Source organism: Hathewaya histolytica (genome assembly GCF_901482605.1).
GTDB lineage: Bacteria > Bacillota > Clostridia > Clostridiales > Clostridiaceae > Hathewaya > Hathewaya histolytica.
The window spans coordinates 1,273,624-1,296,589 of the sequence record NZ_LR590481.1; the positions used below are offsets into that span (position 1 = coordinate 1,273,624).

At 30.5% G+C, this 22,966-nt stretch carries 26 protein-coding genes; all 26 read left to right on the forward strand.

The genetic code is table 11. The features are described 5' to 3' along the window. Positions 1-197 precede the first annotated feature (197 nt). Positions 198-1,169 carry a DUF4062 domain-containing protein gene (locus FGL08_RS06150; RefSeq protein WP_171011993.1) on the forward strand — a complete coding sequence of 324 codons (972 nt, stop codon included), beginning with the start codon at positions 198-200 and terminating at the stop codon, positions 1,167-1,169. Positions 1,170-1,289: 120 nt separating this feature from the next. Continuing rightward, positions 1,290-2,555: a hypothetical protein gene (locus FGL08_RS06155; RefSeq protein WP_138209944.1), complete on the forward strand. Its 1,266-nt coding sequence runs from the start codon at positions 1,290-1,292 to the stop codon at positions 2,553-2,555. A 436-nt stretch (positions 2,556-2,991) separates the two neighbouring features. Next, positions 2,992-3,873, forward strand: a complete 882-nt coding sequence (locus FGL08_RS06160; protein ID WP_138209945.1) for a terminase small subunit — start codon at positions 2,992-2,994, stop codon at positions 3,871-3,873. After that, on the forward strand, positions 3,866-5,209 hold the full coding sequence (locus FGL08_RS06165; RefSeq protein ID WP_138209946.1) for a PBSX family phage terminase large subunit: 1,344 nt from the start codon (positions 3,866-3,868) through the stop codon (positions 5,207-5,209). Before FGL08_RS06160 ends, FGL08_RS06165 begins: the two co-directional genes overlap by 8 nt. Next, positions 5,209-6,690: a phage portal protein gene (locus FGL08_RS06170; protein ID WP_138209947.1), complete on the forward strand. Its 1,482-nt coding sequence runs from the start codon at positions 5,209-5,211 to the stop codon at positions 6,688-6,690. The genes FGL08_RS06165 and FGL08_RS06170 overlap by 1 nt, the downstream gene beginning before the upstream one ends. Next, positions 6,690-7,673 (forward strand): hypothetical protein, encoded by a 984-nt coding sequence (locus FGL08_RS06175; protein WP_138209948.1) that lies wholly within the window; start codon positions 6,690-6,692, stop codon positions 7,671-7,673. Before FGL08_RS06170 ends, FGL08_RS06175 begins: the two co-directional genes overlap by 1 nt. Continuing rightward, the gene (locus tag FGL08_RS06180; RefSeq protein ID WP_138209949.1) at positions 7,657-7,953 is read left to right on the forward strand and encodes a hypothetical protein; all 297 of its coding nucleotides are present in this window, start codon (positions 7,657-7,659) and stop codon (positions 7,951-7,953) included. Before FGL08_RS06175 ends, FGL08_RS06180 begins: the two co-directional genes overlap by 17 nt. Before the next feature lie 58 nt (positions 7,954-8,011). Beyond that, positions 8,012-8,161: a hypothetical protein gene (locus tag FGL08_RS13365; protein ID WP_171011994.1), complete on the forward strand. Its 150-nt coding sequence runs from the start codon at positions 8,012-8,014 to the stop codon at positions 8,159-8,161. A 12-nt stretch (positions 8,162-8,173) separates the two neighbouring features. Further along, positions 8,174-8,560, forward strand: a complete 387-nt coding sequence (locus FGL08_RS06185) for an Acb2/Tad1 domain-containing protein (RefSeq protein WP_138209950.1) — start codon at positions 8,174-8,176, stop codon at positions 8,558-8,560. Then, complete coding sequence (locus tag FGL08_RS06190) at positions 8,560-8,847, forward strand: hypothetical protein (RefSeq protein WP_138209951.1); 288 nt, start codon at positions 8,560-8,562, stop codon at positions 8,845-8,847. The genes FGL08_RS06185 and FGL08_RS06190 overlap by 1 nt, the downstream gene beginning before the upstream one ends. Positions 8,848-8,965: 118 nt before the next feature. Then, positions 8,966-9,613 (forward strand): phage scaffolding protein, encoded by a 648-nt coding sequence (locus FGL08_RS06195; RefSeq protein ID WP_138209952.1) that lies wholly within the window; start codon positions 8,966-8,968, stop codon positions 9,611-9,613. A 21-nt stretch (positions 9,614-9,634) separates the two neighbouring features. Beyond that, a complete protein-coding gene (locus tag FGL08_RS06200; protein ID WP_138209953.1) occupies positions 9,635-9,985 on the forward strand; it encodes a hypothetical protein in 351 nt (116 codons plus the stop codon). Between the two features lie 12 nt (positions 9,986-9,997). Continuing rightward, on the forward strand, positions 9,998-11,038 hold the full coding sequence (locus FGL08_RS06205) for a major capsid protein (protein WP_138209954.1): 1,041 nt from the start codon (positions 9,998-10,000) through the stop codon (positions 11,036-11,038). A 51-nt stretch (positions 11,039-11,089) separates the two neighbouring features. After that, the gene (locus FGL08_RS06210) at positions 11,090-11,287 is read left to right on the forward strand and encodes a DUF7210 family protein (RefSeq protein WP_138209955.1); all 198 of its coding nucleotides are present in this window, start codon (positions 11,090-11,092) and stop codon (positions 11,285-11,287) included. 2 nt (positions 11,288-11,289) lie between these two features. Beyond that, positions 11,290-11,595 carry a hypothetical protein gene (locus FGL08_RS06215; RefSeq protein WP_138209956.1) on the forward strand — a complete coding sequence of 102 codons (306 nt, stop codon included), beginning with the start codon at positions 11,290-11,292 and terminating at the stop codon, positions 11,593-11,595. Then, positions 11,592-11,963: a hypothetical protein gene (locus FGL08_RS06220; protein WP_138209957.1), complete on the forward strand. Its 372-nt coding sequence runs from the start codon at positions 11,592-11,594 to the stop codon at positions 11,961-11,963. The genes FGL08_RS06215 and FGL08_RS06220 overlap by 4 nt, the downstream gene beginning before the upstream one ends. Then, complete coding sequence (locus FGL08_RS06225) at positions 11,956-12,330, forward strand: hypothetical protein (protein ID WP_138209958.1); 375 nt, start codon at positions 11,956-11,958, stop codon at positions 12,328-12,330. The genes FGL08_RS06220 and FGL08_RS06225 overlap by 8 nt, the downstream gene beginning before the upstream one ends. Position 12,331: 1 nt before the next feature. Continuing rightward, positions 12,332-12,670 (forward strand): hypothetical protein, encoded by a 339-nt coding sequence (locus FGL08_RS06230; RefSeq protein WP_138209959.1) that lies wholly within the window; start codon positions 12,332-12,334, stop codon positions 12,668-12,670. Further along, positions 12,671-13,303, forward strand: coding sequence for a hypothetical protein (locus FGL08_RS06235; RefSeq protein ID WP_138209960.1), 633 nt, complete (start codon positions 12,671-12,673; stop codon positions 13,301-13,303). It begins immediately after the preceding gene. Between the two features lie 26 nt (positions 13,304-13,329). Next, complete coding sequence (locus tag FGL08_RS06240) at positions 13,330-13,779, forward strand: hypothetical protein (protein WP_138209961.1); 450 nt, start codon at positions 13,330-13,332, stop codon at positions 13,777-13,779. After that, positions 13,769-13,930: a hypothetical protein gene (locus tag FGL08_RS06245; protein WP_243117952.1), complete on the forward strand. Its 162-nt coding sequence runs from the start codon at positions 13,769-13,771 to the stop codon at positions 13,928-13,930. The genes FGL08_RS06240 and FGL08_RS06245 overlap by 11 nt, the downstream gene beginning before the upstream one ends. Positions 13,931-13,992: 62 nt before the next feature. Next, the gene (locus FGL08_RS06250; RefSeq protein WP_138209962.1) at positions 13,993-14,643 is read left to right on the forward strand and encodes a DUF4352 domain-containing protein; all 651 of its coding nucleotides are present in this window, start codon (positions 13,993-13,995) and stop codon (positions 14,641-14,643) included. Positions 14,644-14,719: 76 nt separating this feature from the next. Beyond that, positions 14,720-18,154: a phage tail tape measure protein gene (locus tag FGL08_RS06255; protein ID WP_138209963.1), complete on the forward strand. Its 3,435-nt coding sequence runs from the start codon at positions 14,720-14,722 to the stop codon at positions 18,152-18,154. 1 nt (position 18,155) lies between these two features. Beyond that, positions 18,156-18,866: a phage distal tail protein gene (locus tag FGL08_RS06260; RefSeq protein ID WP_138209964.1), complete on the forward strand. Its 711-nt coding sequence runs from the start codon at positions 18,156-18,158 to the stop codon at positions 18,864-18,866. Positions 18,867-18,917: 51 nt separating this feature from the next. Continuing rightward, the gene (locus tag FGL08_RS06265; protein WP_138209965.1) at positions 18,918-19,181 is read left to right on the forward strand and encodes a hypothetical protein; all 264 of its coding nucleotides are present in this window, start codon (positions 18,918-18,920) and stop codon (positions 19,179-19,181) included. Positions 19,182-19,195: 14 nt separating this feature from the next. After that, positions 19,196-22,963 carry a phage tail spike protein gene (locus FGL08_RS06270; protein WP_138209966.1) on the forward strand — a complete coding sequence of 1,256 codons (3,768 nt, stop codon included), beginning with the start codon at positions 19,196-19,198 and terminating at the stop codon, positions 22,961-22,963. Positions 22,964-22,966: the final 3 nt, after the last annotated feature.

Sequence of the window (22,966 nt, forward strand, 5' to 3'; positions counted from 1 at the left end):
GTAGAAACTCAGCAAAGAAACTAAGAAAAGTGGGAAGAAAGATTAAGAAAACTAAGAATGGGTATTACCTAATTGGGTAATATTTAATTTGCGAGAAACAAATAATCCCTTTATGTGGAATTCATAAGAGAAAAAGACGAATGATTGTTAAAGGAAAACATCCTAAAGCATGGAATAGCATATTTGGGGGTGTTTTTATGGAAAAAAGATATCAAGTATTTATTAGTTCTACATTTGTGGATTTGAAAGAAGAAAGAGAGGAAGTAATGAAAGCAATTTTAAGTTTAGATTGTTTTCCAGCTGGTATGGAGTTATTTCCTGCATCAAATCAATCTCAATTTGATTATATAAAGAGAATAATCGATAAGAGTGATTACTATATTTTAATTATTGCAGGAAGATATGGTACAGAAGATACTGATTGTATAGGATTTACTGAGAAAGAATATGACTATGCTAGAAGCAAAGGTATACCAGTATATTCATTTATATATAAAAATATTGATAGGATAGAAAGAGGAAAGACTGATAAAAGCGAGGTAAAGCTTAAAAAATTAAAGAGCTTTATAGAAAAAGTATCTAAAGATAAAATGTGTAGTTATTGGGAAAATAAAGATCAATTAAGTAATGGTGTAGAGAAAAGTCTAAGGAAGGGATTTAAAGATGATCCAAGAAATGGGTGGATTAAAGGACATCTTTCTAATATAAATAATGATATTGAAAATATAAAGAAAGAAAATGAAAAATTGCAGAAGCTAGTACAAGAATTAAAAGCGAAAATAAGCGAAGATGAATTTAGTGATGTTTTAATTAAAGGTGATAGAAGCATAATAATTTTTTATGATGTTATTAGGAAAGATACTTCTAAATTAAGTGGGAAATCTATTAAATTGACTTGGAATATACTATTTAAAAATCTTCAAGGATATTTTTATGATTATGTTGAATTTGATATGTCTAAGTCTAGTATTGAACATATGTTATCAAAATATTTAGAATCTGATGAACTGACACAAATTAAAATACATACAGATGACTTTAATAAAATTATATATTACTTTGAAGAATTAGGGTTACTAAATATTATGGAATCTGAATTTGAAAGTTATGTAAAAATAAGCGATAAAGGTAAAAAATATTATAAACAACTATGCATCCATAAGAAATAAATTTTATTAAGTTAATATAAAAATATCCGTTATATGTAAATTTAAAAGATATATGACGAATGAAATTTGAAGGTAAACCTCTATAAGTGTAGAAATTTATACTTTATGGGGGTGGGATTATTGGATGAACTAAGCAAATTAGTAGGTATAGTATCAGCATTAGGAGCACTTGCGATATCCTCTATATATTTTCTATTAAATTTTTTCTACAACGAGCTTAAAAGAGAGCTCAATCCTATTATAAAAAGGTATTCCAAAGTAGAAAGCATTATGGCAGTACTTTTAGTTATATTGTATTCAATAATAATGATATTTTCCATTCTTGCTGTTATAATACATCCGCAGTTAAATAAAACAGAACAAGTAAATAATCTAGTGAATTTAACGTTTATAGTTTTTTGGATTGTATCATTACTTATAATAATCTTTTTTGTAGGTAGATCAATAAGGATTTCTATGAAATATATTACTGACATATCATATAACAAAAGAAAAAAAATAAAAAATAAACTTATGATAAGATTAATAATAACAAGTTTATTCGGGGTTTTTTGGGCGCTTATAAGTTTTGTTTGCATAGAATTAATTTTTGGAAGAAATGTAATAATTACTTATGGTGGTAATGAGGTTTATACTAAAATAAGCATAGATGGTTTCAAAGAAGGATATAAAAGAAATCTCTCTATATATGTTAATGGTAAAAAGTTTGAACTATATGATGAACAAGATGAAAAAGAAACTTTAAATACTATTACCATTAGTTCTATTAATAAGAATCTATATGTAGATAAACTTTTTAATATTTCAAAAGGTGATTTTATAGAAATAAGAGAGAACGGTAAACTTATTGTAAAAGATAGGTATAAAGTTTATGGTCATTGGATTAACATAATTGAAAAAATGATTATAATAATAATACCAGTATCAACCGTCGCTATTACATTAGGTATATATCTGACTTTTAGAAAGTTTCATTATATAAGAAAGTATGTAATAAGGTGTTCAAATACAGATTATGTTGGGCAGATTTGGTTTGAATATGATAATTTTTATTTTGCTAGGATAAAGGATGAGTTTAGATATATAGCAAAAAGTCAAATTAATACATTATATGTCGTAAAAGACATAAATGATAAAGATAAAATGCAAATTACTGAAGCTGAAGGTTTGAAAATCGGAGAAATATATAATATTAAGCAACTTAAGCAATGGAAAGTTTATATTAATATTAAAATAACTTTAAAAAAGATAATTTTACAAATAAAAAGGTGCCTTAAAAAGTTGTTGTTATCTGCAGTCAATACTTATAATAAGGTATTGCTTAAATACAAGATTATAGCAATAATTATTGTAGGAGTTGGGATTTATATGTATAGGCACATATAATAAGTTTGATAGTTTTGTTACAAATATCTCCTTTTTATACAAGTTATAGAGGGAAAGTACGAATGATTGTTGGAGGGGAATCTCCTAAAATGTAGAAAATACAGTTAAGGAGGTGATAATGTATGAATATTGTTTAAGATAAACTTACTTCAAGATGGTATATAGGATTTAATATACCAAAAGAGAAAGCCGTAAGCCTTAAAAATTATTTTAATATTGGAATAGATGCTGGAAGTAAAGGTTATGAAGTTTTAGCTAATGAAGAGACTAGAAAAGTTTATTCTAATTATAATTTTATAGTTAGCCATTATGAAAAAGAAGCACTAAAAGATATTGAGTCAATTGTAAATTGTTTAATTAATAAAGAGAACTCTTAAAGGGATTCTCTTTTTACTTTACAAAATAAACAAATAAGCAATTAGCATGAGGTGGTGTTATGGAAGACATAAGAGGACCAGATATAAAGGAATTAGCTGAAAAAGATTATATCAAAGGAATGAAATATAAAGATATAGCAGCTAAATATAATGTATCTTTAAATACAGTGAAGAGTTGGAAACAAAGATATAAATGGAATAGAAAAGGGGTGCATACAAAAGAAAAGGTATGCATACAAAAAAAGAATAATAAAAAAAGTGTACAAGAGCCAATGCAACAGGAATTTTTGGATAACTCCGAACTTACTGATAAGCAAAGGCTTTTTTGTCTTTATTATATTAAAACTTTCAATCAAACAATGGCAGCTATAAAAGCAGGGTATTCTCCTGAAAGGGCACATGTAACTGGAAGTGAATTAGTAAGAAATAGTAAGGTAAAGGCTTATATTAAAGAATTAAAAGGTAAAATGACAGAAGAGTTATTTATAGATGCCATGGATGTGTTAAATAAATATGTAGAGATAGCTTTTTCAGATATAACAGATTACTTAACTTTTGGACAAAAGGAAGTACCTATTATTGGACCATTTGGGCCTATGAAAGATGAAGAAGGCAATGAACTTACTAAGGTAGTAAATTACGTTGATTTTAAAGAAAGTAGCATAATAGATGGAACTATTGTAAGTGAAGTTAGACAAGGCAAAGAAGGGGTATCAATTAAATTTGAGGATAGAATGAAAGCGTTAGATAAGCTATCTCAATACTTTGATTTATTCCCTGATAACTTTAAGAGAAAGATAGAAGAAGAAAAAGTAAAACAGTCTAGGGAAAAACTTGAACTTGAAAAATCAAAGGTTGTTGGATCAGATGAAAAAGTTGGAGATGATGGTTTCCTAGAGGCATTAAAAGGAGAAGTACAAGAGGTATGGAGTAATGAGTAAAAAGAAAGTTGCTCTATTTAAATTTAAACCATTTTCTAAAAAACAAAAACAAGTTTTAAATTGGTGGATGGAAAGTTCTCCTGTATCAGATAAAGATATATTGATTGCAGATGGTTCTGTAAGGGCAGGTAAAACTGTAGTTATGTCTTTAAGTTTTGTAATGTGGGCAATGGAAGTATTTGATGGCGAAAATTTAGCCTTATGTGGCAAAACAATAGGTTCCTTAAGACGTAATGTAGTTAAACCACTAAAGCGAATGTTAAAAGGTAGAGGATACAAGTGTAAGGAACACAGGGCAGATAATTACATAACTATTTCTAGGAATGGTGTAAGTAATGATTTTTACTTATTTGGTGGTAAAGATGAAGGTTCACAGGATCTTATACAAGGTATAACCTTAGCAGGGGTTTTATTTGATGAAGTAGCTTTAATGCCTCAATCATTTGTAAATCAGGCAACTGCAAGATGTTCTATTGATGGTGCCAAGATGTGGTTTAACTGTAATCCAGATGGACCATATCATTGGTTTAAAGTGGAGTATTTAGATAAGCTAGAAGAAAAGAATGCTGTACATCTACATTTTACTATGGATGATAATTTATCATTAAGTGAAAAGGTAAAAGAAAGATATAAGAGAATGTATTCAGGTATATTCTATAAGCGTTATATCTTAGGTTTATGGTGTTTAGCTGAGGGAGTTATTTATGATATGTTCAATGAAGACTTCCATAAAGTTAAAACAGTTCCTAGAAAATATGAAAAGTATTATGTATCTGTAGACTATGGTACTCAAAATGCTACTGTATTTCTTCTTTGGGGACTATGTGAGGGTAAGTGGTATATTGTAAAAGAATACTACTACAGTGGTAGAGATAAAAGCTTACAAAGGACAGATGTTCAATACTCTAAAGATTTAAAAAAATTCTTAGGGGGTATAGTACCTGTAAAAATAATTATAGATCCTTCCGCAGCAAGCTTTATAGCTCAATTAAAAGGTGATGGATTTACACAAATAAGAAAAGCAAAAAATGATGTTTTAGATGGTATAAGAACAGTTGCAAGCGCATTATCACTAGATATTGTTAAAGTTAATGATTGCTGCAAAGAAACCATGAAAGAGTTTACTTCTTATGTATGGGACCCTAAGAAAGCATCTATTGGCATGGAAGAACCTTTAAAAGATAAAGACCACTGCATGGATGCAATGAGATATTTTATATATACAATACTTAAACGTAATATTGAAGTTAAATATGACAAAGAAATATACAACAAAGGTATGGGTCTTAAGAAGAATGTACCATTACCATATAAGAAAGGAGGTACGATATTCTAATGAATAACATAAAAGAAAGATTACTTAATCTAAGTGATGAAGAGAAAAAAGAAAGAGAACGTGCATTAAAAGACTTCCTTTTTTACTTAGGGGAATGTGAAGATATAGAGAAAGCTAAGAATAATCCCATATTATTAGGTCAAAGCTGGATTACATTAGATGATTTAGATTATGTTCCAAGCCAAATAATAGATAATAAAGTTAAACCTCTTATTAACAAGCAGGCAAGATTTATGTTTGGTAAAGAACCTAACTTATTGTTTAAACCTTTAAAAGATAATAGTAAAGAAATGTGTGAAGAGCTTAGGCAATACGTCGATTCCATATTAAGTGCTAATAAATTTTGGAGTACTACTTTAAAGATATTTAGACTTGCAACTGTAACTAAAAGAGTAATGTTAAGAATGGAAGCTAATCCAGGTAAACCTATAAAGATATATTATCATGATATTAATGATTTTAACTATGAACTAGATCCTGATAATATAGGAAGACTTAAGAGTGCTACATTAGTAAAACAAGACTCCAGTACAATTAAAAAAGAAACTAATAATCAGATATGGTATAGATTTAATTACTATATGGATAAAGATGAGTTATGTCATCTAAAAACAGAGATTTTTAAAGGAGATAATTTAGAGGAACCAATATCTGTAGAAGAAACTAGTACAGGATTAAGCAAAATACCATGTTGGGTAATTGCAAACGAACAAAGTATAGTTAACCCTAAAGGCTTAACTGATATAAAGGATTTAAGACCGCTGCAAGAGAGATACAATAGGCGATTAAGTGATTTTGATGATGCTTTAAGATTTTTAATGTTTGGACAAACAGCTGTTATAGATGCAACAGAAGATACGGTTAATAGCTGTAATATAGCACCTAATTCACTTATGGCTTTAAAAAGTATTGAGGATACAGACAGTAATAAACAGGCTAAGGTACAAAGGGTAGAAAGTAATTTTACTAGTGCGGAACCTGTAAAAATGTTTCTTAAAATTTTAGAAGATAGTATGTATGAAAAGTTAGGCATACCAAGACCAGAACAATTACAAAGTATACCAAGTGCTAAGAGTATTAAATATATGTATACGGAACTAGTAGCACGTTGTGAAGAAAAATGGCATGATTGGGAACCTTCTATTAGGCAACTAATAAGATTGATAGTAGAAGCTTGTAGTAAATTAAATTGTTATAGTGAATGGAATCATGAATGGGATAAGTTATTATATAATATAGTTTTAGAAAAGAACTACCCTATACCTGAAGATGAAGAGGATAAGAAAAGACTCGGCATGGAAGAGGTTAATCTTAAAGTTAGAAGTCATAGAAATTATATAAAAGAATTGAGCAATGATGAGGATTATGAGGAACACTTTAAAGAAATCATAGAAGATAGTAAAGCACTTAATGAGGCTGAACAGGATCCATGGACAAAAGCTGTGGAAGATGAAATTAATAAATCTAATGGTGATTCATAATGAATGAATATCAAAGGAGAGTTTTACAGGGAAGAAAAGAATTCTTAAAACTTACACAACAACAAGAAAAAGAATTACTCAATATATATAAAGAAGCAGGAAGGCAAATAGCATATAAACTTTCCAAAGCTAAACCAGGAAGTTTAACATCAAGATATTTAAATGAACTAAATAAATCTATAAATAGGTACAGGATTGAACTAAAAGGAGAATTATATAAACACTCAAAAGAAGTTATAAAAGCAAGTTCAGAAATAGCATCTTATGTTCAGTTGAGTTATTTAGACATGATTGCTCCAAATCAAAACATTAGGAGTTCCTTCAATAAAATGTTTACTCAGTTGCCTAACAATATTACTAAGCAACTTATAAGTGGTAGCTATTATGAAGATGGCAAAACATTAGATAAAAGACTTTGGAACATAACTAATAAAAATGCTAGGGACATAGATAGCTTAATAAAAATTAATGTATCTAAAGGTGTTAATGCTAGAGAACTTGCTAAGGAATTAGATGCTTATATTAATCCATTAAACAAATTAACTCCTAATACTTTAGAATCAGGCATGAGTAAGAATATATCATATCAAGCTCAAAGATTAGCAAGGACAAGTTTAACTCATGCTAATACAGAAACTTATATTCAGGGTTCAAAGATGAATCCATTTTGTCAGGGGCTTAAATGGAATCTTAGTCCTAGTCATTATGAGAGACAGGTTGCTAAATATGGTGAAGATATCTGTGATGAATATGCAATACAAAATAACTATGAGTTAGGAGCTGGGATATATCCATCAAGTCAATATCCAGTAGCGCATCCTAATTGTCTTTGTTATCTTACACAAGAGAATATCCCAATAGAGGATGCAAGGGCCGAACTTATAAAATGGCTTAATGGAGAAAGTAACGCTAAGCTAGATAAATGGCTAGAAGATTATGGAGAAGAATATGGTATAGGAGGGTTATATGAAAGTAATATGTGATAACTGTAAAAGAGAATTTGAAATGAAACAGGATAAACTAGAGGAAAAGTATTTAGGTGCAATGTATACAGAGGTATTCTATAATTGTCCTCATTGCTGTATAAAACATTTGGTAGGGGTAATGAATGCTAAATGCAGGCACTTAAAAAGGAAGATGGAAACACGGATTTTAAGAAGATTTAAGGATACTAATAATATTAATACAGTAGTAGCTGATAAGGACATAGATAATATTCAAAAAGAACTTAAAGCAGAGATGGATAGAATAAATAAGGGATAGCACTTACTAAGTTAAATGGTAGGTGCTTTTATTATGTCTAAAATTAATGGAGGAGTTTATGCATAAAAATGAGATTAAGGATTTAATATTCTTTATGTTAATTGTAGCATTTTCATTTTTTTATAGATATGTTCCGTTAGAATTACAAGGTTTTATTGGATTTTTATCTGGAGTGATTGCTATGTGGACAAGAATTAAAGAAAAGTAGGAGGAAAAGAAAGTGAAAAAATTAATTACTATTCAAAAAAGAGAAAAGTTAAATGATGTTTATGCAGTGGATAACGCTGGTCCAGGAGGTGCTTATCATAGATATATAATATGTGAGCATGATGAAACTTGTTGGTGTGATGGAAGTAATAACATTGGGGTATTAGAGGATATTTATTTCCAAAAGGGACCACGTAAAGAAAAAGATAGCCAACATGGAGTGATCGATAGTGACTTATTAGAAATAGTAAATGATAGATTGAGAGCGTTCCAAGATGGACCATATAAATGTGTTGAGAATGAAAATGCACTTAAAGCTATTAATGAAGCATTATACTGGATGAATAAAAGAGTTGAAGATAGAATTGAAAGAAATGTATTAGGAAGGAATGAAAAATAATGGCTAAATATAGAAAGAAACCAGTTGTAATTGAAGCATTCAAGTATGATGGCGATTTAATAAATAGCAAAGGGGAATATTACGCCCCAGAGTGGGCAGAAGTTGCCTGCAAATATGGAACATTATATTTTTATGAATTTGAAGGAAAGCCAGGAGAATTATTCATTAAAACATTAGGGGGAAATCATCATGTAAGCGTTGGTGATTATGTTATTAAGGGAGTGCAAGAGGAAATATATCCTTGTAAGCCAGATATATTTAAAAAAACATATGAAATAGTTGAGTAAAGTCTTAGTAATAAGGCTTTTTTTATTTTTAGTTTTTAAAGAAGAAATAATAAAACTCTAATCTTGGCCACAACCATGTAAAAAAGTGAATTAGAGAAAATCAGGAGGAGTAAATAGTATGGCAAAACTTAAAGAGATATTAGGAGAAGAGTTATTTAATAAACTTCCAGAAGATAAACAAAAGGAATTTAAGGATAAAGACTTAGAAGATATATCTGGGGGAGCTTACATACCAAAACAAAGATTTGATCAAATAAATGAACAGGCTAAGGAATATAAGAAACAAGTTGGAGAAAGAGATCAGCAAATAACAAAGTTCAAGGAGGACTATAAGGATGTAGATGGACTCAAGGAAAAAGTATCAGAGTTAGAGGAAATTAACAAGAAACAAAAAGAGGATTATGAATCAAAAACAACTCAAATGGAATTTGATTATAAGTTTGATAAGGCTATAGGAGCATATAAAACTAAAAATCCAAAAGCATTAAGAGCTCTTTTAGACATGGACAAGGTAAAACTAGTTGATGATACTTTTATAGGATTAGAAGAGCAGGTAAAAGCTTTAAAAGAATCGGACTCTTATCTATTTGAAGATAATAACTTACAAGTAACAGAAACTATAGTAGGGACAGGAGTTATAGGAGGTGGTCAATCTTTAATTAGCAATATAAATAATACAAAAACAGAAAGTTTAGGAGAGAGGCTTGCAAAGGAAAAATCTGAACAATTAAAAGGAAATGAACAATTAGATAACTTCTTTAAGTAAAAAATATTAGGAGGTAAAGTCATGAGACAAAGTAATTATAAGATTTCAGTAGGACAAAGGGATATTAGAGAAATAGCAGGGGATCATTATGTAAATATAAATATTAAAGTTAGAAAGACAGATGTTACAGATAAGCTAAAAGAAGGAGTATTACCAGCAGGTACTACAGTAGATCCAAAGGGTAAACCGGAAAATGGAGCAACTTCATTTGGGATAGTGTTTGCAGATGTTGATTTTAATAATTCTAAAGGAACAGAAATATTACCTGTTATGATACATGGTTTTGTAAACAAAGCTAAATTAAAAGAATATACCGGTGAAGAAGTAACAGAAGAAGCTATAAAAGCTATGAACATGATTAAATTTCTATAGGAGAGTGATAGTATGGAATTAAAGGATTTTATAAACTCAAAGGAAATAGCATTATATATTAAAAATTTACCGCCACAAATTAAACTAGACGAATTACTATTTCCAGTCACAAAACAAATATCTACAGAAATAGAGATAGCAAAGGGTGCTAAACAAAGACCGGTAGCATTAAGAATGAGTACTTTTGATGTAGCTGCCAAGGTTAGAGCATTAAAAGCAGATGTATCTGTGGAAAAGAAGGAAATGCCATTCTTCAAAGAAGCTATAGGTATTAAAGAAAAGGATAGAAGGGATCTTATCTTAGCTCAAAAGTCTAACAATAAGAATCTTGTTGAATTTATGGTTAAGAACGTATTTGAAAATTATGCGACTCTTGTTGCTGGTGCCGATATTCAATCAACTAGAATGAGAGCACAGTTAATGCAAAAAGGTGAAATAAACATTGAAACAGAAGATGGAGATATAGTAGTGGACTATAGAATACCTGCTAACCACAAAGAAGTACTCCAAGGTACTGCTAAATGGAGTGATCCGACAGCTGATATAGTAGGAGATATAAAAAGGTGGCAAAGGGTATTTACTGATGAAGGCATGGAAAAGCCAAGTAGATTACTTATAACGGAAAAAACATTTTTAAATACAGTATGCAAGAATGTAGCTATAACAAAGGATTTAAAAAGTAGAGTACTGGGTGAAGTAATAATAACAGATGAAGATTATGTATCATATTTAAAAAAGAAGTTAGGGATAGAAATAGCTTTCTTAAATGGTACATTTGTAAACGAAGAAAATAAAACTATGAACTACTATGAAGATAAATTAGTTACATTAATTCCAAAGGGAACTTTAGGACAAACTATTTATGCAGTTACTCCAGAAGAGTTTGATAAGTCTTATGGTTCAGGGAAAATAGATACACAAGTAATTAAAACTGGTATAGCAATTACAACTATGGTTAAAGAGGATCCAGTAGCAGTAGATACTAAAGTATCACAAATAGTAATACCAAGTTTTGAAAGAGCGGATGAGTGTTTTTTTACTACAGTATCTTAGAGAAGGTTCAGAGCCTTCTCTTTTTAATTTAGTTTGAAAGGAATGATAAATATGGCTAAAAAAAGTATAAAGGTTAAAGCTTTAGTTAATTTAAAATACGATAAAGAGTGTTTTACTGTAGGTGATGAACTAAAAGTAAGAGTGGAAGATGTAAAAGAAATGCACGAAAAAGGATATGCAGAATTACTAGAGGAAACACCTGAAGAAAATCAAGATAGTGAAGGGGAATTATCTAAGGAAGGTGAATAGTTATGGCCACACCAATAGATATTTTAAAGTTTAATTTACAAGAAAATAATTCACCACACTTTGAAGAAGATGCTCTTAAGTTATTATTAGAACAAAATGATAATGATGTATTAAAAGCAACTATTCAAGGTTTACAGATGAAGGCTCAAGTTGATAGTTTTACGTTAGGTCCCATAAAGATAGACTCTAATCGAGATTACTGGTTATCTTTAATAGATGTCTTTAAAGAAAAACTAAGAGAAAAAGATACTCATTGTAATAGTGGAAGTGGTTATAAAACTTCTATGAGAAGAGTTGATGGACAATGAAACTTAATGAGAAGTTTATTAAAAATAAGGTATTACAAGCTATAAAAATAAAACCTACTTATATTGTGCTTATGAGAAAAGAAAAAACAAGTAATGGTATGAGAGGTGGAAAAGAGAAGAAAATTAAAGTGGCCGAACTTGATGTATTCTTTGATGATTTTAAAAGAAACAATTTATTTGATACATTTAGGGATTCAGGCCATGTAAAAAAAGTTAGAAGTCTGGGTATTATATGTGTTACAGAAGGATTTCAAATAAAAGAAAAAGATTATTTTTCCATTGATAGCCAAACATATGTAGTAACCTATCCAGGAGAAGTAGTTAAAGATGTATATATTGCAGATATAGAGAGAGTTAACAATGAGTGATGGTTGTAAAATAGAGACTAAGGGTATAGAAGAAGCTATAGGAAACTTAAAGAGATTTACTTCTAAACTTAGAGCAGCTTTATTTTTGGATGCTCAAAATATAGCTGCTAACATGGAAAGATGGGCTAAAGCTAATGCCAAATGGATAGATAGAACATCAGATGCAAGGCAATTCCTTAAAGCTACAGTTCAATGGAAAAATAGTAATGAATTAATGATTGCTATGAGTCATCATGTGGACTATGGGGTTTACTTAGAATTATGTAATGAAGGTAGATATGCAATACTAGAACAGGCTATTCAAGAATTTGCTCCAGAATTTAAAAAAGGTTGGAAGCAAATAGTACAATCAGCGGGAGGGATTTAAAATGACCAGAAAAGAAATATTTGATATTTTAGATCCTATTTATCCTTGTTATGCAATAGGAGAACATAAAGGTGAATGTACCGAACCTTATTTAGTTTTAAAATTTGATAACCAATTAGTAAGCATGAATAACAGTAAATGTGGTTGGCAGGTTGTTCATGTTTTTTTATATGCACCTTTAGGAGATATAACTATATTAGATGATATGTTAGAAAATGTTCAAAGAGCTCTTAAATGTAATTTAGAAGCTACAGGGAATATAACACCTGAGATGGTTGAAGATGAAAATAAAGCTTATACAAGAAGAATTAAATATAGAATACCGAAGGAGGTAGTTTAAATGTCAGATAACGTTTCTTATGCACAAGCTGATGGAGATATTTTATACAACGTCAAAAGAGTTGAAGTAGAGGAAATTGATACATTAACTGGTGATGTGAAAAAAGGTAGTAAAACATTTGTAATTGAATGTGATAGTGAAATAGGATTGGAACCAGAGATCAATGAAGGTGAGAAAAAGGTATTAAGAGATGCAACTAAAATATTAGCACAGGCCAAAGAAGAGGACCTACTTGAAGGAATGGGATTAAAACTTAGTACAGTTAAGTTTCCTGCAGAGGTAATACCAATGATACAGGGAGGCACATTAAGATATGATTCATCAGAGCCTAAAAAGATAGTCGGTTATGATGCACCAACTATGGCGGAAGGAGTTAAAAACAAAAAGTATTTTAGACTAAAAGCATACGTAGAGAATTATGAGGGTGATGATGTAGCTAATTATGTAGTTTTTACGTTTTGGAAATGTAAAGGAAAGCCAGTGAAAATTGATTTAAAAAAGGATTTCTTTGCACCTGAGTTTGAAATTAGAGCAACGGAAAATACCAAGATTAAAAAGTCAGTGTATAGTTTTGATTATGTTAAAACTTTACCATCCGACACAGGTGCAGCAGTTTCAAAGGGTGAAGAGTAAAATATTATTTTAAGGAGTGAAAATAAATGACAATAACAAGTATAGATGATATGAAAAAACAACAATATGTAGAAGCTACACTTCCTGGATGGGGGATAGATGATACAATAACAGTAAAATTAAAACATTTTAGCTTATTAGATGCAGCTAGTAAGGGGAATATTCCTAACCCATTAATAGGCCCAGTATTAGATTTATTTAAAGGAGAAGGCATTAATGTACAAGAGATTCAAGGACTTAAAAGTTTTAGTGAAGTACAAAATTTATTTTGTGAGTTATGCTTAATGGAACCAACATTTAAAGAGTTAAAAGAAGCTGGAATAGAATTAACAGAAGAACAAAAATATATAATTTATCAATTTGCAACGGGGGGTGCTAAAGCTCTAATACCCTTTTCTAGAAAGTCCAAAGGTGATGGGCCTAGCGAACATGGTCCAGATGTACCAGATGACACCAAGCCAGTTAATGAAGATTAGTGATGAGTATATTGGGTATTGTTTAGATGAAGCTATAGCTGAATTTATTATGAATATTGAAAAAGGATTGAAGCCTAGGTTTAAAATTAAGAAAGAAAAGAATAATTTTAAAGGACATAATCCAGGACTTAGTATGTTGACTGGTAGGTAATATTTACATTTTGTACATTATAATATATAATTTAGTTGAATTTTATATTGGAGGGGGATATTATGAAGAAACGATTAATAATTGAAGTAGTGTGCGGTATCTTAATATTTGCAGTTGGTTTTCTTGTTGGTGATAATTCAGCTGTTAATAGGGTAAATAAGACGATAAGTACAACGGTAGAAAATAAACAAGAAAATAGCACAAAAAATGCAACTCAACAAGTATCTAATACAAAAGATAATAATCAAGAGAAAAATAATGAAACTAAAATTTCCAAGTTAGGCGAAGAAGGCAAATCTGGTAAATGGAATATGAAAGTTTTAGAAGTAAAAGAAACGAATACAGTGCAAGGCGGAAATAGTTCAGATAACAAAACAACAAAAGATAAGTTTATTGTTGTTAAATTACAAATAAAAAATATATCCAAAGAACCTATACAATACAGTGAAAGAGAATTTATGCTAGGTAATATGAAAGATAAAGCACAATACAACATAAATGATATAGCCTTTGATGCTATGCAATCTGCTAATTCTAAGGAATCAATTTATAAGAAAAATAGTGAGTTTATAGGTGTATATAAAGATGTTAATCCTAATACAACTAAACAAACATATTTAGTATTCGAGGTACCTAAAGATATGAATATTTCTGATAGTGTATTATTAAATTCTAATAGTGAATCAGAACCTGTTGGATTTTATTTAAACTAAATAATGAAAATTAAAAGAATCGCTTATGGCGGTTCTTTTTTTATGTCCCTAAACAAGGAGGTGAAACGATATAGGAATGGATTTAGGGAGTATTTACTCCAGTTTAAATCTTAAATTAGATAAATTTGATGGTTCTATAGATAAAGCTGTCAAAGGATTTTATAAGCTACAATTGGGAACTGAAAAGGCTAGTACTTTAATGGATAAGAGTGTGCATACCGCAGTTTCCAATATAGAAAAGTCTTATAATCTATGGGAAAAAGCCAACGAACGTACGGGAAAAAGTGTATATAACAATAGTAAAAAGATAGATAGCTATAAGGACAGGATAAAACTATTAGATAATGAGATTAAAAAATCTGAAAAGGTCTTAGGAGATATAGAAAAACAATGCGGTAAAAGTTCTAAGGAAGCAGAAACTTATAGATCTCATGTGCTAGATTTAAAAACCTCTCATGCACAACTTACATCAGAGCTAAAGAAAGCTGAAAAAGAAACAGGCACGTTTGCAGGTAGACTCAAACTAATGGGTAAAGAGTTTGAGAGAATAGATAAAAAGTATGAAGCTTTTGATACTGTTGGAAATAAGTTTAAAGATATTGGAGGAAAATTAACAACACATGTTACTTTACCTGTTTTAGGTGCAGGAACTGCAGCAACTAAATTTGCTTTTGACTTTGAAAAAGGGGCTGCTAAGGTATCAACTATTGCGGATACAACAAAGGTTCCTATAGAGCAATTAAAGAGAGGAGTAATTGACCTTTCTAATAAGACGGGTATGAGCACGAATGAACTTAATGAATCATTATATCAAGCTATTTCTGGTTCAATAGATACAGCTAAGGCGGTTGATTTCTTAGATGTTGCAGTTAAAGCTGCTAAAGGTGGTTTCACGGAAACATCAACTGCAGTAGATGGTTTAACTACAGTTTTAAACAGTTATGGACTTGAAGCTGATAAAGCTAATTCAATAGCTAACCAAATGCTAATCACCCAAAATAAAGGTAAGACAACTTTCGGAGAATTAGCCACAGCAGTTGGTAAGGTTACGCCTATAGCAGCACAATTAGGCATTACAACAGATGAATTATTTAGTTCTCTTGCGACTACAACAGCACAAGGTTTAGCAACTTCCGAATCTGTAACAGCACTTAAAGCAGCTATGAGTAACATTATTAAACCTAGTAAAGAAGCTGCAGAAGCTGCAGATTTATTAGGTATAGAGTTTGACACAAATGCTTTAAAAACTAAAGGCTGGAAAAAATTTTTATTAGAAATAACTGATGCTATGAAAAATAGTGACCCAACTATAAGAACATTAAGTGAAACAATGGGAAGAAATGCGAAACAAATGGATAAGTTAAGAGCAGCAGGTAAAGAAAGCTCATCAGAATTTAAGAAGTTAGTTAAAAGACAACAAGAACTGAGAGGAAATATGGAGGATTTAGCAAAAGCTCAAGATAGTCCGATTTCTGGATTCGCTAAAATGTTTGGATCTGTACAAGGACTGAATTCAGTTCTTATGCTTACAAGTGACACTGGTGTAGCAAAATATAATGAATCAATGCAAGAGATGAAAACTAATACTACAGCTTTAGATGATGCTTATACCAAAATGTCTGAAACTACAGAAGCTAAATTTGGAAGGGCTATGAATAAAGCTAAAAATGCACTTATGGAATTAGGAATAAAGGCATTACCAATTGTTGAAAAAGGAATAGATTTAATATCTAAGTTTGCTGATTGGATGGGTAAGTTAAGTCCTGCTACACAAGAGTGGATAATAAAGATAGCACTAGCAAGTGCAGCATTGGGACCATTTACAAGTGGAATTGGTGGAGCTATAAAAGGAGTAGGTGGATTACTTAAAACTGGTAAAAAGATAGGAACTTTCTTTGGACTATTCAAAGGTGCAAAAACTGCAGCAACTGCAGTTGAAGGTGTTGGAGTAGCAGCCACAGTTGCTAAAGGATCAGCAGGTGGGGGAGGAATATTAGGATTAGCTAGTGGTTTCGGTGCAGCGCTAGCACCATTTGCACCATGGATATTAGGTGCAGCAGGAGTAGCAGCTGCAGGATACGGAATTTACAAAGTTCTTAATCAAGATGCTAATCCGGCAGTAGATTTATTTGCGGATAAGGTAGAAAGTACAGCAGTAATAGTAAATAAACATGGTATGCAGATGCAAGGCAGTATAGATAAAACTACTGTTAAGATTTCAGAAAGTACTAAAAAAGCTGTAGGAGCTTATATGAAAATGGATGAGGATGTGACAAGGTCACTGCAAAGTATCTATATTAATACTACTAGAATAACAGACGAAAATAAAAATCAAATTGTTGAAAAATATAATGCAATGAACAAACAAGTGATTGAAGGTATAAATAAAAGAGAAGAAGAAGAATTGACAACTTTAGGGGATTTCTTTGCTAAAAGTAATGCTTTAATGGATAAAGAAGAGCAAGGTATATTAGAAAATATAAAAAGACATAATGAAGAGAAAAGACAAGAAACAGAAGGGTATACAAAACAGATAAATGAGATTATAGACAGAGCAATGAAAGAACGTGGACATTTTGATATACACGCAATGAAAGAAGTAGAAGAAGTTCAAAGAAAAATGAAAGGTAATGCGATAAAAATACTTTCTGAAAATGAACTTGAGTCTAAAGTTATAATGGAGCGAATGAAAGAACACGGAACACAAATAACTAAGCAAATGGCCAGTGAAAATATAAAGGCTTTGAATGAACAAAGGGATAAAGCAAAAAAGGCTGCAGAAGAACAGTGCGATAAAGTGGTCAAGGAAGTAATAAGACAAAGAGATGAAACTAAAGAAATTACAGATCAACAGGCTACTGCATTAATAGAAGATGCTCAGAGACAAAGAGATAAAACGATAGAGGCTGCAAATCAAACTCGTTCACAGGCAGTGGACACAATCTTTAAAATGAATAGCGAATTAATTGATAATGTTGATGCTAGTACAGGAAAAGTTGTAGGTACTTGGGATAGACTTTCAGGAAGTTGGGAAAGATGGCACCCTTCAACCAAGACGTTTCGTGTAAAGATGGATACATCGCAAGTCTATGACAGTATGAGGCATATAGGTAATGGTAAATTTATGGGGCCGGGATATGCGAATGGTACTAAATATGCTACAACTGGATTACATGAAGTTGCAGAAGAAGGGTTTGAAATTGTAGCGAGCAGGCAACATAGATGGTTTAATGGTGGTGAAAAAGTTTACAATCATTCGGAATCTAAGAAGATACTTAGTAGTATGAGAGATAGAGCTAAATTTATGAGAAGTATAGCTTCAGAAGTCAATAATTTAAATAGGTACTCAGATATGCCTTCATTTAGAAGTCCTGAAGCACTTCAAGATACAAGAAGTATATCAAATGGAGATATAATAATGCCTATAAATATAGCGGGAGAAGAAATAGATAGAGTTATTATACCTAGAGTTAGTAATAGGCTAGCATTAAACACTAGAGGTAGGAGGTAATATGTTTGTAAATAATATAGATATAAAAAAATTTGGAGTAGAACTATTAGAAAAGAAAATAGGAACTGCAGAAACTATTATAAATAATGAGTGGCTTAAAGGAGCGTGCAAGCCTCTTATCTTAGACAAAGAACATAGATATACTACAATACAATGCATATTCGTTATAAAAGGAGATACAAGGCAGGACTTAGAAGAAAAATTAAGTCATTTTGTTAAAATTATAGAAGAATGTACAGTGAAATTTGATGATATAGAATTCTATTATGATGTTTTTATTCAAAGTAAACAAAATGATTATATAGGCAAGAATACATCAGATGATATGGAAGTACAAGCTATAGATGTCACATTCCTTTCAGGACATAAATATAAAACAGAAATAACAGAGACAATGGACCATGTAACCTCCAAAACTATAAATGTTCCAGGTAATACAGAAACACCAGCTGTAATAACTATAACAGTTCCAATAGACACGATAGACTTAACTATAAAAGGATTAGGAGAAGGCATAAAAGTTAAGAATCTTAAAGCTAATGTACCAGTGATAATAAATAGTGAAGAAGGAACAGTATTAGAGAAAGGATTAAACAAATTCAATGATACTGAATTTTGGGAATTTCCCAAATTAAAACCAGGAGTAAACACTATATCTACAGATAAAGTAAACTCTAAAATAGAAATAAAATATAAACCTAGATGGATATAGAGCTTAAGAGCTCTTTTTTAATGCAAAATAATGAAAAGGAATGGTGATTTTATGGAAAATAATATAACAATGTTGATAAATGAAAATACTAATTTAAGTGCAAATGTAATGATTAAAGAAGGTAATGGAGTATCAAAACAAGTGATGTATTTAAGTGCTAATCTTAATGCCGATACATTTGCAGTAAATATTTCTGTAAATGTAATGGACAAAGAGGCATATAAGGAAAATGCAATGGAGATGAAAGCTAAATATGCAGAATTTAAAAAACAAATAGAGAATAGAGCTACAACTCTAGGCTATGTGATATTTTAAAGATAGGTGATTAAATGTTACAACTTTACAACTTAAAACATAATAAAATAGCACCTTTAACTAAATATAAGGATGCAAGGATAGAGAGAGAATTGAATGGAGATTCTACTCTCTATTTTTCTTATCCAATTAATAAGAGATACTATGATGAAATAAAAGAAGAATGCTATATAAGGACTAAAATAGATGAATTTGTAGTTAAGGAAATTCATGAACTTGATGAGTGGACAGAGTTTAAGGCAGTACTTAATGTAGAAGAACTTGAGGGTAATCCATTTCAACATTTTGAATCTAAAGAGCAGACTATAAAATCATGTGTAACTCTAGCACTTGCAGGCACTCCTTGGACAGTAGGACACTGTGATGTAATAAAGAAGAGAACTGTAAGAAAGGCAAATTGTAGCACATGGGAGATAATCCAGGAGGCTAGGAAGGTATATAGATGTGATATAACCTTTGATACATTAAATAAAAAGGTAAATATATATAATAAATTAGGTTCTGATAAGGGTACATACTTTATTGAAGAACTAAACTTGAAAAAGTTGGAGATACAAAGAAATTCTTATGATTTTTGTACCAGGATAATCCCTATAGGTAAAGATGGAATGAATATTAAGAGTGTTAATGGGGGAAAAGAGTATATAGAAAATCATCAATATTCTAGCAAAGTTATAACTAGATATTGGGAAGATAACAGATATACTGTAGTATCAAGTTTAAAAGAAGATGCTGAATTAAAACTAAAAGAGCTATCTAAACCATATAGGAGTTATAAGGCTGACATAATTGACTTAGCAAACTTAAATTCAAAGTATAAGAATATTTTAGATTATTCTCTAGGGGATACTATAAGCCTTATATCTAAACATAAAAAAGTTAAAGAAAAACAAAGAATTGTTAAAACTGTAGAATGGTTAGATGAACCAGGTTCAAATACTTGTGAAATAGCAAATACTATGCTTAGATTTGAAGATTTACAAAAAGAATTTGAGGATACAACGGAAACAGTAAATAATATAACTACTGATAATGGAACAATAAATGGTTCTAAAATAGATAGTATTAAGACTAAACAAATAGAAGATTTTGCAGTTAATACAGCTAAAGTAGTTAATTTAGATGTTATAAATGCAAATATTGAAAATTTATCTACTGGAAAAGCAGATATACAGTCACTAAATGCAATTAAAGCTAGTATAGGGGATTTAAGGGCAAACAAAGCTAATATAGCTCAATTAGATGCACAAGGTGCTAAGATAGAAGATTTATACGCAACTAAAGCAACTATAAAAGACCTTGAAGCAAACACTGGGAAAATAACAGTTTTAGAAAGTAGAGCTGCAAGTATCGAAAACTTACTTGCTGGTAATATAGGCGCAGAAAACATAAAGGCTGGAACCATAACTGCAGCTTCAGGAATAATAGCAGATGGAGCTATAGGAGATGCTCAAATAAGTTCTCTTAGTGCTACTAAACTTACAGCAGGTGTTATAGATGCAGCAGTTATAACAGTAAAAAATTTAACTGCAGATAATATAAAAGCTAAAAGTATTAATGGTAAGGTCCTAGAAGATGGGGCTATAGATAATTCTAAAGTAGCTGATAATGCAAATATTGCAGGTAGTAAACTAAATATTAATGATGTTATTGTTAATATTAATGGTGCTACTACACAGATTAATGGTACTAAAATTAATGTAGGTGATAGAACCTTAGATATGGAGCTTAAGACACAGAAAATAACTACAGAAGAAAATACAAAGGATATAAAAGAACAAAAATTGCAATTAAATGCTTTAGATGATGCTTTAAAGATAAAAATAGATAAGCAAGATTTTAATAGTTTTAAAAGTACTGCAGAAGGAAATATAAGTACTATAAATACTAATCTATCTAAGGCCACAAGTGATATAAGTATGCTACAAGGACAGATTAAGCTTAAAGTAGGGCAAAGTGATATAGATAATTCTATTAATAGTATCCAGGTTGGTGGAAGGAATTTAATACTTAATAGTGGTAATTTTAAAGGTTTAACTGGGTGGGAAGTTACGCATGGGAGTATTTCAGTTATAGATGACTATTTATCATGGAATTGTACTGAATTCTCTAATTGGGGTGCTTGGTTAGGAAATCATTCCTTAAAAAATAGACAGTTTGATGTTGACGAGGATTATACAATCTCTTTTGAAGCTAAAGCAAATAAAGCACAAAATATTAGAATAAGAATATGCGATAGAGATGGTTATAATTCAGTCTTAAATGATAGTTTTGATGCAACTGAAAATTGGAAAAGGTATATATATAACTTCAAGTCTAAAGAAGTTGGTAATGAGAGGATAGTTAATTTTATTACACCAAAGGTGGATCCTTACGTATTAGATATTAGAAATATCAAACTAGAAAGAGGAAATAAAGCAACGGATTGGACACCAGCTCCTGAAGATATAGATCAAGCTATAAATACTATAGATACTAAAATAAATTCATCTAATTCTTCTATAGATTTATTAAAAAATCAAATATCAGCTAAGGTAGAAACATCAGAATTTCAAAGTTTTAAGGCCAATATAAATAATGAAATCACAAACTCTAAAAGTAAGTTAAGCACTACAGAGCAATCTATAAACATGCTAAAAGGTGAGATAAGTTCTAAAGTATCTAAAACAGATATAGAAAAAAAGATAGTAGAAGTAAGTGAGAAAAGTAAGAATTTAATATTTAATAGTGGTAATTTTAAAGATTTAACTGGGTGGGCAACTAATTCTACTGGTGCCACTATGGAAATTGTTAAAAAGAATGGTTATAGTGTTATTCATGCTAAAAAATCAATTAGGCAACCTAGGCTAATCCCTATTGAACAAAACACAGATTATATTTATAGTGCTACTATTATGTGTAGTACTGGTATGGAATTAACGAATATTACCCCTTTACATTTCCATGTATTACGTGAAGATCTTACTTTTCATGCTAGTCGTAATGCTGTTTTATTAAATGAGGATACTTTTGTACCTGCTAATACATGGGTTAAGATATTAGTAAAGTTTAATTCTGGTGAAGATGCATCTTATTTTAGAACCTTTATATTTGGAATTCAAATAAACGAAGGTATAAACGAGTATTGGATAAAAAATATAAAACTGGAGAAAGGTAATAAAGCAACAGACTGGACACCAGCACCTGAAGATGTGACAATAGAAAATACAACTAAAATAAATAGTGCAGAATCTGAAATAAAACAGCTAAGTAACCAAATAAGGTCTAAAGTAGATGTTAATGGTGTTAAATCCTTTATAGAGCAAAATCCAAGCTCAGTAAAAATTGGATTTAATGCTATAACACCTAATGTAAACCTATCAAATAGTGGTACCTTTGAAATTATTAATGGTGCTTTGAATGTTAAGAATAATAATGCAGAAGTGGTTATTGATGGTAAGTACAATATGCATAAAATACTAACCTCTGGAGTTATAAACACATCAATGCCAGTATCTAACACTATAAAAGAGCGAACGGTATCAGTAGAACATAATTTAGGATATAAGCCTGCTTTCAGTGCCTTTTCAATTGTTGATGGTAGTGGTAGTATGGTTCCTTTGCCTGCTCTAGCTTTTACAGATAATTTTAGTGGTACAAGTATTGTAGGGTTTAACTTTATTATTAGAGCTAGAGCAGACAATACACATCTATATATTGATATGAAAAGGGCAGCCGATTTGGTTCAAACAGAGTATAGAGTTAAAATTAAGTACTTTATTTATAAAGAAGTTGCATTTTAGGAG